Source organism: Algibacter mikhailovii (assembly GCF_014651495.1).
GTDB classification, from domain to species: domain Bacteria; phylum Bacteroidota; class Bacteroidia; order Flavobacteriales; family Flavobacteriaceae; genus Algibacter_E; species Algibacter_E mikhailovii.
Genome location: NZ_BMWZ01000005.1, coordinates 125017 through 140474 on the forward strand (window position 1 = coordinate 125017; position 15458 = coordinate 140474).

Here is a 15458-nt window from a genome sequence, read left to right on the forward strand (position 1 = left end):
TTATTTGTATTAGTTTATAGTGATATCAAAATAACCATAAACTAATAGCTGTTAACACTTTTTAAGCTTCAGCTAACATTTTCTCTCCAGCTTCAACAGCTTCTTCAATGGTTCCTTTAAGGTTAAATGCTGCTTCTGGTAAGTGATCTAATTCACCGTCCATAATCATATTAAATCCTTTAATGGTTTCTTTAATATCAACCAATACACCTGGGATACCAGTAAATTGCTCTGCTACGTGGAACGGTTGAGATAGAAAACGTTGTACACGTCTAGCTCTACCTACTGCCATTTTATCTTCTTCAGATAATTCTTCCATACCAAGAATGGCAATAATATCTTGTAACTCTTTATAACGTTGTAATAACTCTTTAACACGTTGCGCACATGCGTAATGTTCGTTTCCTAAAATATCAGCAGTTAAAATTCTTGAAGTAGAATCTAATGGATCCACCGCAGGATAGATACCTAATTCTGCAATTTTACGAGATAATACTGTTGTTGCATCTAAGTGAGCAAAGGTTGTAGCAGGAGCAGGGTCAGTTAAATCATCTGCAGGTACATATACCGCTTGTACAGATGTAATAGAACCTCTTTTAGTTGAAGTAATACGCTCTTGCATCGCACCCATCTCAGTTGCTAAGGTTGGTTGATAACCTACCGCAGAAGGCATACGTCCAAGTAGTGCAGATACCTCTGATCCAGCTTGTGTAAAACGGAAGATGTTATCTACAAAGAATAATACATCTTTCCCTTGTCCTTCTCCAGCACCATCACGGAAATATTCAGCAATAGTTAAACCTGATAAGGCAACACGTGCACGTGCTCCAGGAGGCTCATTCATTTGTCCGAATACAAACGTGGCTTTAGATTCTTTCATTCCAGCTTTATCAACTTTAGATAAATCCCATCCGCCATCTTCCATAGAGTGCATAAAATCTTCACCATACTTGATAATGCCAGATTCTAACATTTCTCTTAAAAGGTCATTTCCTTCACGAGTTCTTTCTCCTACACCTGCAAATACTGATAAACCACCGTGACCTTTTGCTATATTATTAATCAACTCTTGAATTAATACTGTTTTTCCAACACCAGCACCACCAAATAATCCAATTTTACCACCTTTTGCATAAGGCTCAATTAAATCAATAACTTTAATACCTGTATATAAAACTTCAGTTGATGTAGATAAGTCTTCAAATTTTGGAGCTTGTCTGTGAATTGGTAAGCCAGCATCGCCAGCTTTAGGTAAATCACCTAATCCATCAATAGCATCTCCAATTACATTAAATAAACGACCATAAACATCACCACCAATTGGCATTTGTATTGGAGCTCCAGTTGCAGTAACTTCAGTTCCTCTACTCAAACCATCAGAAGAATCCATGGCGATAGTACGAACTGTATCTTCACCAATATGAGATTGTACTTCTAGTACTAATAAAGAGCCATCAGGTCTTTTAATTTCTAATGAATCGTAAATTTTTGGAAGTTCTGATCCAGCAGCGAATTCAACATCGATTACTGGTCCTACTATTTGTGCAACTTTTCCTGTAACTTTAGACATTACTTATGTGTTTAATATTATGCGACTTAATTGCGTGAAAACTCTTTTTGTTTTCGCGCTGCAAAGATATATTTTTTAATTGAAAATGAAAGTTCTTTTTTCTAGCTTTTTTGGAATAAAAAAAGACCTTCAATTTGAAGGCCTTTTCGTTTAAATATATCGTTATATTATTTAGCAGGTAATAACGGAGAGTAATTGGTTGGATACGTCCCTATATCTACTAAATTTCCTGAAGCTTCAAAATTAGAACTATATGTAATATCTATGGCTTTCATAAACTCATTAGCTACTAATGCATAACCTCTAGATGTTAGGTGAATGCCGTCTAGTGAAAAAGCGCCCCCTGTTATTAAGCCAGATGTTAACGTAAAGTTATCTGAAGTAATACCAGTACTTGTTAATTGCGTTAATAAAGCATTCATGTCTACAAAGGCTAATCCAGCCTGATTCGCCGCAGCTTCTATAGTGGCGTTAAAATTATCAACAGCGGTTTTAATTTCTGCCTTTTCACTTGGTATTAAAACCCATTTATCTGCTAACGGAAAACTAATCCCATTAACATTTACGGGGGCAGGTACTCCAGGCTGTGTTTGAGCAATAACTCCACCAGCAGATAATACCACCAGATCATCGGCAGTAGCTTGTCTAGCTTTTCCAAAAATGACCCCAAAAGCCCCTGCCGTAGGTGCTCCTAAAACAGGTGTTAGCGCAGCAGCAATTTCAGCTCTTCTATCCGTTGCCGTTTCATCATTTATTAAAAGGGGGTTAGGACCATCTGCAGTTAATAAATCAATTCTATCTGGCTCTCCTAATGCCGTAAAAATAGCTTTTAGAGGACCATATAATTGCGCGTTTAAAACAGGAATTTGAGGTGCAAGATCTGCTTGACATTCATCCGTTGGATCAAGCGTATTCCAGGCAATAGTTGTGAAATGAGCAATATCTGTAACGTATGGTATGTTAGCCACGATACCTTTTGCGCCCCCAGAAGTTAATGTGGCAATCAAAGCGCTATAGGTCTGATTAAAACCAACGCCTGGAGGGCCATCAACTGGAGTTATAGGATTGGTGCCATCGCCACCGGAAGTTGCATAACCCAAAACATCATTATTACCTATCCATAACGAAAAGAAGGAAGGCGTTTGGGCCATAGTCAGTTCTAAAACACTCGCATCAGGGGTAGATCCTGTCATTCTTATAAAATATGGATTTGCTAACCCTAATGGTAAATTAGATAAATTACCATATCCAGGGGCTAATAAATGATAACTTTTAGCACCAGGAACCCCCATATTATTGAATGGTCCTGTTGGATTATTTAATAAAATATCTGTGGAAACAGTAACAGGTCCTATTACACTTTCTAGACCTGCAGGTGTTGGATCTCCGCTACATGGATTTTCACCTATTACAAATCTAGGACCTGCAATTCTACTGCCATTAAGGGCTAAGCCGCCATAGTTGTCATTTACTAAGGGTTGCGTGAAATCTCCTCCGCCAACTAAACCAAATTTTTCTGATAAAATTTTTGGAAATGACATTTTTTGAGCTGCCAGAAAAACAGTGCCATCAGAAAGTCCTGAGGTTAATGAATTTCCTACTGATACAAATTTGGAAAAATCAGCTTCTCCCGCAATGAGTGCTGGTAACTGAATTTCTTCTTCAATAGGCACGTTATTATCTCTTAATACATCTTCAGGTGAATTGCATGAAGTAAAACCTATTAAGATGAATAGAATAATTATATATTTTGTACTCATGATGTTCTTTTTTATTAATTGTTAATTGTCCAAGAGAGATAGAACATTGATCCGATGTTACCCGTTCCAAATGCAGTAAAATATTCTTCACCAAGTAAATTGGTAGCACCTGCCTTAAATGAAGATTTAAAACTAGGTACCCTTAGGTTAATTTGAGCATCAACAACATGGAACTCTGGAACCAATCCATTACCAAATGTAGCTTCCCAAAAATAGTCATCACTAAATCTATAGGCGACATTAAATCCGAAGTTTTTAAACAAATCTGTATTCCCAAACGAAGCTTTAAATTTATGTTCAGGCGTGTTGAAATTTGTCGTGAAATCTGGAAATCTTTGACGATCAAAATCTAATTTGGCATAAGTATAACTTCCGCCTAAGTCAAAATTTCCAAATATTTTGGTAGATAAACCAATGGATGCGCCATACGAGTTAACATCGGCTGGTGAATTGGTGTATGTGCTCCAAGCTTGATAATCATCATTTGCTATTGCAGCAATAGAAAGACCACCATCTCCTGCAGTTCCGTAAAAAGGAGATATTACCACCTCTTGGGAGATGAAATCCTTGTAACTATTGTAATAGGCACTTAAATCAACTATAATGCCGCTAAACTTACCTCTATATCCAACTTCAATAGAGGATACTTGTTCTGGTTTTATTAAATCAGGATTGGCTACTTCCAAGTCGCCAGGGTTTTTAGATTCACCAAATGCTTGAACAGAACTGGCTTTGTATGAATTTTCATAAGCAACTCGTCCTGTTTGAGTTACCGAACCCGGTTGCCCTATGGCTTGTCCTTCATTGCTAATATCAAAAGTTCTTACATAACGATCTAGGTTACTTGGAGCAGCACCAATTAATATGGCTCTACCCGCATCCAGACCAATAAATAAATCTTGTGTGGTTGGATTTCTAAAACCAGTTTGAACAGAAGCTCTTATGTTATGATCTCTATTAATGGTTAAACCAGCTGATAATCTTGGGGAGAAAAAGCCGTCAAAAAATTCAGATTTATCAAATCGTACAGAACCTGTTAATTTCAGGTCCAGACTTTCATTAAGTTCCAAACTTTTTTGAATTTGCGTATATAGACCAAACTCTGAGTAATTAATAGGCCCATCTAAATCTGTATAAATGGTTCCAGATGAATTTAGGCTATATCTTCTGTATGAACCTCCTACTTGTATTTCGGCAAAATCAATTAAATGACTGAAATTATAATTCGCATCGGAGTGATAGTATTTAGATGCATCTTGAAATTTTGACCCCGTACTTAAGTCTGGATCATTAATACTTCTGTCAAAAGCCGCTTGATATTCTGGAGTTCCAGGTTCAAATCTGCCTGATTCGGCTTGAGTTCTTGCTGCAGCATGAGCTTCCTCTTCAGTAGCACCACCTAATGTGGCTCCGGCATAGGTTTCAATATATTCTCTAAACCAATCTTCATCACTTTTCCAAGCTCTATTGATGTTTATTCCTGTGAATACCATATCATAGGAATCACCTGCTTTATCAGCTACAACATAGCCTCGTACAAAGAAATTATCATTTCTTATTTCTAACTTATGCTGTTGTTGGAAGAAATTTGCAATATTATATCGGTTAGTTCCTTGATAAATCGTTGATCCAGTACCCACTTTACCAACATAAGCAATTTCAAAATCATCTTCAAAAGGACGGTAATAAAGCCCCCAATCTGCTTTAATGCTTTCGGCATTATAGTTTGTTAAATACTTTTCATTATAACCTGTTCTACTAACGTCAACATCAGGAATAATGCCCTTAACACTTTCAGGAGCTTCTGTTCTTATGTTTGCAGACACTTCATCACCATATATATTAATACCGTCATAATCTAAATCGGCTCTTGTTCTATTTGGGTCAATTTTATCAACTTCACTTACTGCAGCCCAATCTGTACCTTTGAGATAACCAAAATTAATTTTTGCGGCAAATTTATCACTGAATTTATGTGCAATGCGAAGACTTAAGTCGGTGTAGGCATTATCTCCTGCAGCTTCTTGAGAAGTAATACCCCTTTTAATGGATGCGCTGATGCCTTCATAATCAAAGGGATTTTTACTTCGCATAAATAGGATACCATTAAAGGCGTTTGCGCCATAAAGCGCGGAAGATGCTCCCGGTAAAAGCTCCACACTTAGGACATCTGTTTCTGTCATACCTACTAAATTTCCAATAGGAAAGTTCAATGCAGGTGTTGAGTTATCCATACCGTCAACAAGTTGCATAAAGCGATTATTAGCAAATGTGGCAAAACCTCTCGTGTTTACAGATTTAAATGTTAAACTGTTGGTGTTCACATCTACACCTTTTAGGTTTTCTAGACCGTCATAAAAATCTGCTGATGCAGTGTTTTTTATTTCTTTTAGGCCTAAGCGTTCTACTGTTACAGGAGATTCAAAAATGCGCTCAGGAGTTCTCGATGCGGATATTACAACAGCGTCTAGTGCAGTACCTTCAATAAGAACAAAATCTATCGTTTGGTTATTTGAAGTAATGTCTTTGGTCACAGTTTCAAATCCTACACTACTTGCTTGAATAGCAAATGGCGGATTTTGGCTATAAGTAAGCGTAAAATTGCCGTCAAAATCTGTAACTGTACCACTTGATGTTCCTACAACAATGATGTTTGCACCAGGAATAGGTTGTTGGTTGTCATCTACTACAGACCCGGTAATTGTAGTTTGCGAATGGGCGAGGCCACAAAAGAGCAACAATAAAATTGGGTAAATTGTTTTCATTTAATTAGTGATGTTTAAGTTGAATAATTAGGTCGGTAAGATTATTCAATTCATATTTTTGCTAAAAATATAAAAAATTATGCACGCATAGTATATTTTAATAAAAAAAGTATGGTTTTATTATGTAATAGATAAAAATAAGGGCTAAAAACACGAATGCCATGATTTGTAAATCATGGCATTCGTGTTTTTAAACAAGTTACTCGCAATATTATTCCACGGTAACTGATTTAGCTAAGTTTCTTGGTTGGTCTACATTTTTATCTAACATAACTGCTATATGGTAGGACAGCAACTGTAGCGGGATGGTTGTTAAAAGGGGTGATAGAAGTTCTAGGGTTTCTGGAACTTCAATGACATGATCAGCCAGACCTTTAACTTGTGTATCTCCTTCAGTAACAACGCCTATAATTTTCCCTTTTCTTGATTTAATTTCTTGTATGTTACTTACAACTTTCTCATAATGCCCTTTTTTTGTTGCGATAACAACAATGGGCATGTTTTCATCAATTAAAGCAATTGGACCATGTTTCATTTCCGCCGCCGGATAACCTTCAGCATGGATATACGAAATCTCTTTTAATTTGAGTGCGCCTTCTAAGGCCACCGGGAAATTGTACCCTCTTCCCAAATAAAGAAAGTTACTAGCGTTTTTGTAGACTTCAGAAATGGTTTGTATTAGACCGTCAGATTGTAGCGCCTTTTCTACTTTTTTCGGAATCATTTCTAACTCCAGAAGATGTGTTCGGAAATCAGAACTACTAATAGTCCCTTTAGCTCTTGCAAGTCTTAAAGCTATTAAAGTTAAAACAGTAATTTGAGTAGTAAATGCCTTTGTTGAAGCAACGCCTATTTCCGGCCCTGCATGGGTGTAGGCTCCTGCGTCTGATTCTCTCGCAATAGAGGAACCAACAACATTACAAACTCCAAAAATAAATGCGCCTTTTGATTTAGCAAGTTTTATGGCAGCCAATGTGTCGGCTGTTTCTCCCGATTGAGAGATGGCAATAAGCACGTCTTTTTCTGTAATAACCGGATTACGGTATCTAAATTCGGAAGCATATTCAACTTCAACAGGAACTCTAGCTAAATTTTCAAATATATATTCTGCTACCAAACCTGCATGCCATGATGTACCGCAAGCTACGATAATTATTCTATCGGCATTAAGAAACTTTTTCATGTTATCCTCAATACCCGCCATTTTAATAATGGCTTCGTTTGTTAATAATCGGCCTCTGTATGTATCAGTTATAGCTTTTGGCTGTTCATGGATTTCTTTAAGCATGAAATGATCATAACCACCTTTTTCTATTTGTTCTAAATTAATTTGAAGTTCTTGAACATATGTGTCAACCAAGGAGTCATCCTTGATTTTTCTTATTTTAATGCCTTTATGAAATCGTATAACGGCCATTTCTTCGTCTTCTAAATAGACTGCATTTTTAGTGTATTCTATAAAAGGAGAAGCGTCACTAGCAATAAAGAACTCATCTTCATTTTCACCAATACCTATCGCCAAGGGACTACCTAATCTTGCTACCACAACCTCTTCAGGTTTGTTTTTATCAAAAACAGCTATAGCATAAGCACCAATGACTTGATTTAATGCTATTTGAACGGCCTTACCCAATTTTACATTTTCCTGCTTTTTAACATCTTCAATCAGATTAATTAAAACTTCAGTATCTGTATCAGATTGAAAAGAATAGCCCCTTGTGATTAATTCTTGTTTTAAGGACTCATAATTTTCAATAATACCATTATGAATAATTACTAATTCTCCTGAATTTGAAACATGAGGATGAGAGTTGACATCATTAGGGACACCGTGTGTTGCCCATCTTGTATGCCCAATCCCTACATTTCCATGTCTGGTAATTTCTTTGGAAGCTCGATCTTCTAAATCTGCTACCTTACCCTTTGTTTTGGCTACTTTAAGCTCAGTGCCATCAAATAAGGCAATTCCTGCACTGTCGTAACCTCTATACTCTAAGCGCTTTAAGCCTTCAACAACAATAGGGTAGGCTTCTCTTGGTCCTATATATCCAACAATTCCACACATAATTTTGTTTTTTGATTAGGGTTTTTAAATTTTGACAAAGATGTCGAATTAATAAATATTATTACTAATTAATATTTGAACGCTATGATTTTAACGATGAAATCCATGGGCAAATACAATTGAAGACCTAATTGTTTAATTCAGAAACCTTTAAATCTATTTTGACTCTGTAAAGAATATCTTTAGTTGCAATTTTTTGTCTTCTTTACTAGGCGTTTCTTTACTACCAAAAACAATAGTGCCTCTAGGAGAGAGTACCGTTGCTGAAGGGACTTCTGTGACATCGTCAGTACTATTTAGTATTTTACCCGTATTGGTGTAATTTACATTAGTAGAAATCACTAAGCCCAATTTGGTATTGGTAGAATCATTGATTAAAATATTATTTAAATGTTCCGTTATACGAATTTTATACTTGCCGTTGTCTGGATTTCTTTGCCCTAAACTAATAACTTTAGAATTAAAGGGTTCCTGTGTATTATCCGTTTGATCTATTGTGTAGTCAACAGTTGGTTCATTGTTTTTTATATCGTAGGCATAAATTCTGTCATAAAAATGATAGTTCTCGTCACCTAAATCTGGTAAGTCTTCATCTTCAAAAACCATTAAATGGGCTTCGTTTATAAGTCTTTTTAATAGATATCTATTCGTTAATGGATCTTGAATATATTCGCCATCTTCATCGATTTGTCTAAAGGTATTTTTAAAACATTCGAGAGCGTCGTCATTTATATTGCCATCACCATCGCAATCCACTAAACCATTAAATAAATCTACTACAGCCATAGAGCCTTCAGTGCCTTTAAGGTATAACTTGGCGTCACCTAAATTTTGATCGCCATCATCTAGAGGGATATCATAATTGTTGATAAAGGTATTGAGTTTGTTACCGGTAAAATTAAAAGCGTAATTGTTACTAATTCTAGCAGTATCTTCCCCATTTGTGTAATACATAGTAATACTGGCATCAGCGTCTAAACTAAATTGCACCATAGTGCCATCAGTTTGAATAGGTTCAACTTTGAAATAAAGGCCTCTAAAGTAATTTCGAAAGTTATTGGCATTGCTTAATACAGGGTCTCCTTCTTTTTCAATAATTTTTTTCGTCCAGAAGTCATTATCGAGTGGGTATCTAAAAGCGGGCTCAGATCTTGTTGTTACAGCATCGTCACCCGTTCCAACGGTAGTTTTTATAGTTTCATTGCTAGGAATAAAATCCTCAATATTCAAAATTGGAGCATCTACACCAACAATATGATCATCAAACTTAATTGTAGTGCTTCCGTTTAGAGCCGTATTAACAGAACTACTTGCATTTGAGTAATAATTTTGAGCAATGCCCTCTTCGTTATTCGGGTCAAAATCCCTTAAAAAGTATCCGTTTTCATAAATGGTTAATTTGATTTTTGGACTTAAAGTAAGGTCTTCTTTGTTAGCGCCATATAATGAATCCAACCGATACGTAGGAAATCCATCGTCATCTGCACCGTTTACAGTACTAAAGTATGGGATAGAAATTATAACACTATCAATTATGGGGTTAACGCCGAATTCTGGATCAAAACTATTAGGGGTGATTTGAGTAATGATGCTAGCTTTAGTCTGTCCATAAGCAGGGTCATTAAATATACCTAATAAGTGTGATGCTAAATTATTTACCTGAATTGCCTCTGTTTTTCTGTTGTAAGCCGTTATTGGCCACAAGGAATCTCTAGTAGCAAAATTAAAATTTTCTTTTCCTAATACATCACTGTCAATAACATTGAAATCTTTGTCACAGGCAATAAATGTAGAAACCATTAATATAAAAACAACGGATATATTTAGGGCTTTAATTGTCTTTTTCATATTTAATAAAAAGCGTAAAATCGTTTAGCTTAAAACGGTATCATTGAAAAATGTTGTATAAGCTTCACCAAATTCATCTTTACTTTTGTATTCTAAAATAGGTTTTTCTGAAGATTTAAGATAAGCTTCTAAATCATCCGGAATATTTTCAGAGCCAACAATTAGAGCGTCAGAATGATCAATAGCAACCTTCATTAAATTATTAAAAGAAGGTTCTTCCAGAGATTTAATAACGTTCTCATCAATGTTGTCAAATTTAACTTTATTGACCATGTCTTTATTTAAGGCCCCATCAAAACTTTGGTTGTAAATTGACGTGACCACTTTACTCTCATTAAATAAAGGTTCATCTTTATAGAATTCTTTGAGATATAGCGGTAGTAATGACGCTAACCAACCATGAACGTGTATTATGTCAGGTGCCCAATTTAATTTTTTAACAGTTTCTATTACGCCTTTTGCAAAGAAAATAGCGCGTTCATCATTGTCAGAGAATAACTGGCCATCTTCATCTGTTAGTGTTGCTTTTCTCTTAAAGTATTCATCATTATCAATGAAATAAACTTGAATACGTTCCTTAGGGATGGAAGCTACTTTGATGATAAGAGGCATGTCTAAGTCGTTAATAACTAAATTAATACCTGACAACCTTATGACTTCGTGTAATTGATGCCTTCTCTCATTAATGTTACCGTATTTAGGCATGAAGATTCTTATTTGTCCCCCTTGTTGATTCACCATACGAGGTGCTTCAAAGGACATGGAAGAAATTTCAGTTTCTGGTAAATAAGGCACAACTTCAGATGATACGTATAATATCCTCTTATCTTTCATATATTAGTTTTATTTGACTTAAAAATGCTTTTAAAATTAGAAAATACCTGTTTCAATTTACTGATTGAAATTTTGTAAAGTCTAATAATAAAGGTTTAGGTTTCTATTATTGAAAATAAAAAACACGCAAAAATACAAAATTTTATGCTAATTGCGTGTAAAATCTTAAGTTTGCACCCGTTAATTTTATATTAAATTGTGGAAGTTTACTCAGAAAAACAACAAATTACAGCAGCCCTTGATTCCTTGAGAGGGGAAAACTTAAACGTTGGATTGGTTCCAACTATGGGGGCATTGCATGAAGGTCATTTACAGTTAGTAAAAAAGGCTTTGACCGAGAATGATAAGGTTGTTGTTAGCATTTTTGTGAATCCCACGCAGTTTGATAATAGTGAGGATTTAACAAAGTATCCGAGAACACTTAGTGCTGATATTGCATTATTAGAGGCTATAGATAAAGCGTCTATTATAGTGTATGCGCCCACTGTAGATGACATGTATGAAGGGCAAACTGTGTCTCAAAAATTTGATTTTGAAGGTCTTGAGTTTGAAATGGAAGGCAAATTTAGGGCAGGACATTTTGACGGTGTTGGTACTATTGTGAAACGCTTTTTTGAAATAATAAAGCCGGATAAGGCCTATTTTGGTGAAAAAGATTTTCAGCAGTTGGCTATTATTAGAAAAATGGTTGAATTGAGCGATTTACCTGTTGTTATTGAGGGTTGTGAAATTCATAGGGAGACCAATGGACTGGCTATGAGTTCAAGAAACACGAGATTAAAACCACAATTCAAAGAGGCCGCACCGTTCATCTATAAAACACTAAAAGCTGCCAAAGAAAAATTTGGCACAGAAAGTGCTAATAAAATCGTGGATTGGGTGGAAAAGGAGTTTTCAAAGCATGCTTTGTTGGAACTTGAGTATTTTATAATTGCAGATACTAAAACCCTAAAGCCAGTTAAACGAAAAATAAAAAACAAGGCATATAGAGCCTTTATTGCCGTATATGCTGATGATATTAGACTTATTGATAATATCGCATTAAATTAATTATCTTTGCCGCATGCAAATTCAAGTAGTAAAATCTAAAATTCATAGAGTAAAATGCACTGGTGCTGAGCTCAATTACATCGGTAGTATTACCATTGATGAGGACTTAATGGATGCCTCTAATATTATACAGGGTGAAAAGGTTCAAATTGTTAATAATGACAATGGTGAGCGTTTGGAGACCTATTGTATTCCAGGGCCGCGAAATACTGGAGAAATAACCTTAAATGGCGCAGCAGCTCGTAAAGTATCAGTAGGAGATACACTAATTTTAATTACTTATGCTTTTATGGACATTGAAGAAGCTAAAGTTTTTAAACCTGCATTGGTTTTTCCAGACGAAGCTACCAACTTATTAAAGTAGTCATTTGAATAAATACACAAAAAACATACTAAAAGTATCACTCCCACTGTTGTTGGGAGTTTTTTTGGTCTGGTATTCTATGTCCAAAGTGTCTCTTAGTGAGTTATTAGTATATGCTAAAAATGCCGATTACACATGGATTGTGTTGGGGATGTTTCTGGGTTTGCTAAGTCACTTATCTAGAGCATATCGTTGGCGTTTTCAATTGGAACCCATGGGGTATAATGTAAAACTGGGCAATAGTATCATGGCTGTTTTTGCAACGTATTTGATTAATTATACCATTCCAAGAGCTGGCGAAGTGGCACGTGCTTCCATTCTCACAAATTATGAAGGCGTTCCTTTTGAAAAAGGTTTTGGAACTATTGTTGCCGAGCGCATAGCAGATATGATTGTTATGCTTGGTATTATAGGAATAACATTATTTCTTCAATTTGATTTTATATATGGCTTTTTAATTGAAAGATTTGATACTACTAAGATCTTAGTTGCAATAGTTGTAGGTCTTATATTAATTTTTCTGTTTTCTAAATTTATAAATAAAAGTCAATCTAAATTTGCTCTAAAAATCAGAAGTTTTATTGTTGGTTTAATTGAAGGTGGGTTAAGTATTTTTAAAATGAAAAAGAAGTGGGCATTTATTGCTCATACGCTATTTATTTGGGGTATGTATTTGCTAATGTTTTATGTAACCTCCTTTGCAATTAGTGATTTAGAAGGTATTTCAGCTGGTGCTGTTTTAATAGGGTTTATTTCTGCAAGTTTTAGTATTGCTGCTACAAACGGTGGAATAGGATCATATCCTTTAGCTATTTATGCGGCATTTTCAATTTTTGGAATTCAGGAGGAGCCGAGTATCGCTTTTGGTTGGATTATGTGGTCTTCTCAAACATTACTTATTATTTTATTTGGAGGGCTTTCATTGGTGTATTTACCAATTTATAATCGCAATAAAAAGAATATGCCCTAAAGTTACTTTAAGTGTAATTGTTTAAATTGCGTTCCCAATATTATAATACATAATGCTTATATGAAATTGAAATTGTTATTAATAACGCTGCTTGCCTGCTTTAATACTTTGTTTTCGCAAGTTATATATGAGGCGTTTGATTCTTATAAGTTAGGAGAAAAAAGAAATATTAAGATTCAACTTCCTAATAATTATAACCCGGAAGATGATCTTAAATACCCAATCGTTCTAGTCCTTGATGGAGATTATCTTTTTGAACCTATTGTTGGTAATATTAACTATCAAGCCTATTGGGGTGAAATTCCTGATTGTATTATTGTAGGTGTAAGTCAGGCAAAAACAAGGCTATCTGATTTTGAATATAGCAATGAAACCTTCTTGCCTTCTCAAGACGGAGCTGCATTTTTTGAGTTTATTAGTATGGAGCTTTTGCCTTATATTGATGCTAGGTATAAAACATCTTCCTTTAAAGTTGTGGCTGCACATGATTTGGCCGCTAATTTTATAAATTTTTACCTCTTTAAAAAAGAACCGCTGTTTAATGCCTATATAGCCATAAGTCCTGAATTTTCGAAGAAAACTCCAAGCCGACTTAGTTTAAGGTTGTCAAATATAGAAAGTGAAAAGCAGTTGTTTTATTATTTAGCTACAAGTGATACTGATATAAAGGGGTTTAGGTCAACTATACTTGAGGCGGACAGTAAATTAAAGGATGTATCGAATACTAATTTGCATTATAAGTTTGATGATTTTGAAGATGCAAATCACTACACGATTGTAGGTCAGGCTATACCAAGTGCTTTGAGTGAAATATTCCAATTGTATAAGCCAATTACTAAAAAAGACTATACAGAGGATATTCTTACATTTGGTGGTTCAACTTTTGAATACTTAGAGCAAAAGTATGATAACATTGAGGATTACTATGGGCTTAAAAAAGTGGTAATTGAAAATGATTTAAGAGCCATTGCTGCTGCCTGTAAAAAGAGGGGTGATAACGAGTCGTTGTTGGAATTGGCTAAAATAGCACGAAAAACCTATCCAGATTCAATGATTGGGGCCTATTACTACGGTATTTATTATGAAGCCATAGGGAATTATAAAAAAGCATTGCAAAGGTATCAGTCTGGGTTGTTGTTGATGCCGTCACAATTTATTGATAAGGATATTTTACTTGAAAAAATCTACGAAATAAAGGAGGAACGTTTTTAATTTATGCGTTTCATCGAAAAAATTGAACACTTTATCTGTAATTGATTATCTTTCGGCACCAAATTTAATCAAACCTACTATGAAGAAAGGCCTATTCTTTACGCTCTTCCTATGTTTTTGTGGAAGTGCTATAGCTCAAATTATTACCAAGTCTATTGATTCAAAGATCTTGAATGCTAAACGATCTATTAGTATTAAGTTACCTGATACTTATGATCAAGCTAGTAATATCAAACACCCAGTTATCGTCGTTTTGGATGGCGACTTTTTGTATAATCCAGTAGTTGGACAAACAGATTTTCAGACCTATTTTAAAAAAATGCCAGCTTCAATAGTTGTTGGAATTAATCATGGTGATATGAGGGTCGCAGACAACTTATTTAATAAGGTTTCCGGTTTGCCTGAAGATTCTGGTGCCGAATTTTATGGATTCATCAGAGAAGAATTATTGGCATATATTGATGAAAACTATAATACAAATAACTTTAGGGTTGTTGTTGGTTATGAAAAGAGTGTCAATCTAATGAATTCATTTTTACTCGAGGAACAACCTTTATTTCAAGCCTATGTTAATTTAAGCCCTGAATATAATGACGCCATGAGTCAAAATATCGTTGATAGAATTCAAAGGTTAAATGAGGATGTTATTTATTATATGACATCAGCCAAAACTAACGTGGAAGATATAGCTACAAATCTAACAAGCGTAAAAAACATGCTAAGCAATATAGATAATGCTTATTTTAAGTTTTATTTCGATAATTTCAAAGAAGTTCCTCATCACACATTGGTAATGCGAGGAATGGCTCATGGTTTTGAAAAAGTTTTTGACGTTTATAAACCAAGTTTAGACCGTAAAAGAAATGACAAATTATTAAGCTATGAAAATATTTTAGATTAATATTTTGCCGCGCCTATTAAGTCCCATGAACGCATAGTATGTTTATTATCGTAGAATTGTTTTTCTGGGAAGCACAAATATAAAAAGGACATTTAAAATGATGTTTAAAGATCTAATTC

11 protein-coding genes are annotated in these 15458 nt (G+C 34.9%); 5 read left to right on the top strand and 6 right to left on the bottom strand.

What is annotated here, in order from left to right; all coding sequences use genetic code 11:
• Positions 1 to 61 precede the first annotated feature (61 nt).
• The 6 genes from atpD to IE051_RS11665 form a co-directional block, all read right to left on the bottom strand.
• Entirely contained in the window at positions 62 to 1570 is a 1509-nt protein-coding gene (gene atpD, locus IE051_RS11640) for a F0F1 ATP synthase subunit beta (protein ID WP_189360971.1), read from the bottom strand.
• 167 nt (positions 1571 to 1737) lie between these two features.
• Entirely contained in the window at positions 1738 to 3330 is a 1593-nt protein-coding gene (locus IE051_RS11645; protein ID WP_189360972.1) for an SGNH/GDSL hydrolase family protein, read from the bottom strand.
• 14 nt (positions 3331 to 3344) lie between these two features.
• On the bottom strand, positions 3345 to 6095 hold the full coding sequence (locus tag IE051_RS11650; protein WP_189360973.1) for a TonB-dependent receptor: 2751 nt from the start codon (positions 6093 to 6095) through the stop codon (positions 3345 to 3347).
• Between the two features lie 211 nt (positions 6096 to 6306).
• Positions 6307 to 8160, bottom strand: a complete 1854-nt coding sequence (gene glmS / locus IE051_RS11655) for a glutamine--fructose-6-phosphate transaminase (isomerizing) (protein WP_189360974.1) — start codon at positions 8158 to 8160, stop codon at positions 6307 to 6309.
• A 156-nt stretch (positions 8161 to 8316) separates the two neighbouring features.
• The gene (bamH, locus tag IE051_RS11660) at positions 8317 to 10008 is read right to left on the bottom strand and encodes a BamH family beta-barrel-assembly machinery protein (protein WP_189360975.1); all 1692 of its coding nucleotides are present in this window, start codon (positions 10006 to 10008) and stop codon (positions 8317 to 8319) included.
• 24 nt (positions 10009 to 10032) lie between these two features.
• Positions 10033 to 10842: a glycogen/starch synthase gene (locus tag IE051_RS11665; RefSeq protein ID WP_189360976.1), complete on the bottom strand. Its 810-nt coding sequence runs from the start codon at positions 10840 to 10842 to the stop codon at positions 10033 to 10035.
• A gap of 198 nt (positions 10843 to 11040) precedes the next feature.
• On the opposite strand from IE051_RS11665, the gene panC reads away from it, so the two are divergent.
• The 5 genes from panC to IE051_RS11690 all read left to right on the top strand — a co-directional run bounded on the left by panC (position 11041) and on the right by IE051_RS11690 (position 15339).
• The gene (panC, locus tag IE051_RS11670; protein WP_189360977.1) at positions 11041 to 11892 is read left to right on the top strand and encodes a pantoate--beta-alanine ligase; all 852 of its coding nucleotides are present in this window, start codon (positions 11041 to 11043) and stop codon (positions 11890 to 11892) included.
• 13 nt (positions 11893 to 11905) lie between these two features.
• Positions 11906 to 12256, top strand: coding sequence for an aspartate 1-decarboxylase (gene panD, locus IE051_RS11675; protein ID WP_189360978.1), 351 nt, complete (start codon positions 11906 to 11908; stop codon positions 12254 to 12256).
• Positions 12257 to 12260: 4 nt separating this feature from the next.
• Positions 12261 to 13226 (top strand): lysylphosphatidylglycerol synthase transmembrane domain-containing protein, encoded by a 966-nt coding sequence (locus IE051_RS11680; RefSeq protein WP_189360979.1) that lies wholly within the window; start codon positions 12261 to 12263, stop codon positions 13224 to 13226.
• 60 nt (positions 13227 to 13286) lie between these two features.
• On the top strand, positions 13287 to 14438 hold the full coding sequence (locus tag IE051_RS11685; protein WP_189360980.1) for an alpha/beta hydrolase: 1152 nt from the start codon (positions 13287 to 13289) through the stop codon (positions 14436 to 14438).
• A gap of 79 nt (positions 14439 to 14517) precedes the next feature.
• On the top strand, positions 14518 to 15339 hold the full coding sequence (locus IE051_RS11690; RefSeq protein ID WP_189360981.1) for an alpha/beta hydrolase: 822 nt from the start codon (positions 14518 to 14520) through the stop codon (positions 15337 to 15339).
• Positions 15340 to 15458 lie beyond the last annotated feature (119 nt).

What these genes read in the sequence shown, in the direction of transcription:
- IE051_RS11645 (WP_189360972.1), bottom strand. Translation starts at nt 3,330, where the DNA reads ATGAGTACAAAATATATAATTATTCTATTCATCTTAATAGGTTTTACT.
- IE051_RS11690 (WP_189360981.1), top strand. Translation starts at nt 14,518, where the DNA reads ATGAAGAAAGGCCTATTCTTTACGCTCTTCCTATGTTTTTGTGGAAGT.
- IE051_RS11650 (WP_189360973.1), bottom strand. Translation starts at nt 6,095, where the DNA reads ATGAAAACAATTTACCCAATTTTATTGTTGCTCTTTTGTGGCCTCGCC.
- IE051_RS11665 (WP_189360976.1), bottom strand. Translation starts at nt 10,842, where the DNA reads ATGAAAGATAAGAGGATATTATACGTATCATCTGAAGTTGTGCCTTAT.
- atpD (WP_189360971.1), bottom strand. Translation starts at nt 1,570, where the DNA reads ATGTCTAAAGTTACAGGAAAAGTTGCACAAATAGTAGGACCAGTAATC.
- IE051_RS11685 (WP_189360980.1), top strand. Translation starts at nt 13,287, where the DNA reads ATGAAATTGAAATTGTTATTAATAACGCTGCTTGCCTGCTTTAATACT.
- glmS (WP_189360974.1), bottom strand. Translation starts at nt 8,160, where the DNA reads ATGTGTGGAATTGTTGGATATATAGGACCAAGAGAAGCCTACCCTATT.
- panD (WP_189360978.1), top strand. Translation starts at nt 11,906, where the DNA reads ATGCAAATTCAAGTAGTAAAATCTAAAATTCATAGAGTAAAATGCACT.
- bamH (WP_189360975.1), bottom strand. Translation starts at nt 10,008, where the DNA reads ATGAAAAAGACAATTAAAGCCCTAAATATATCCGTTGTTTTTATATTA.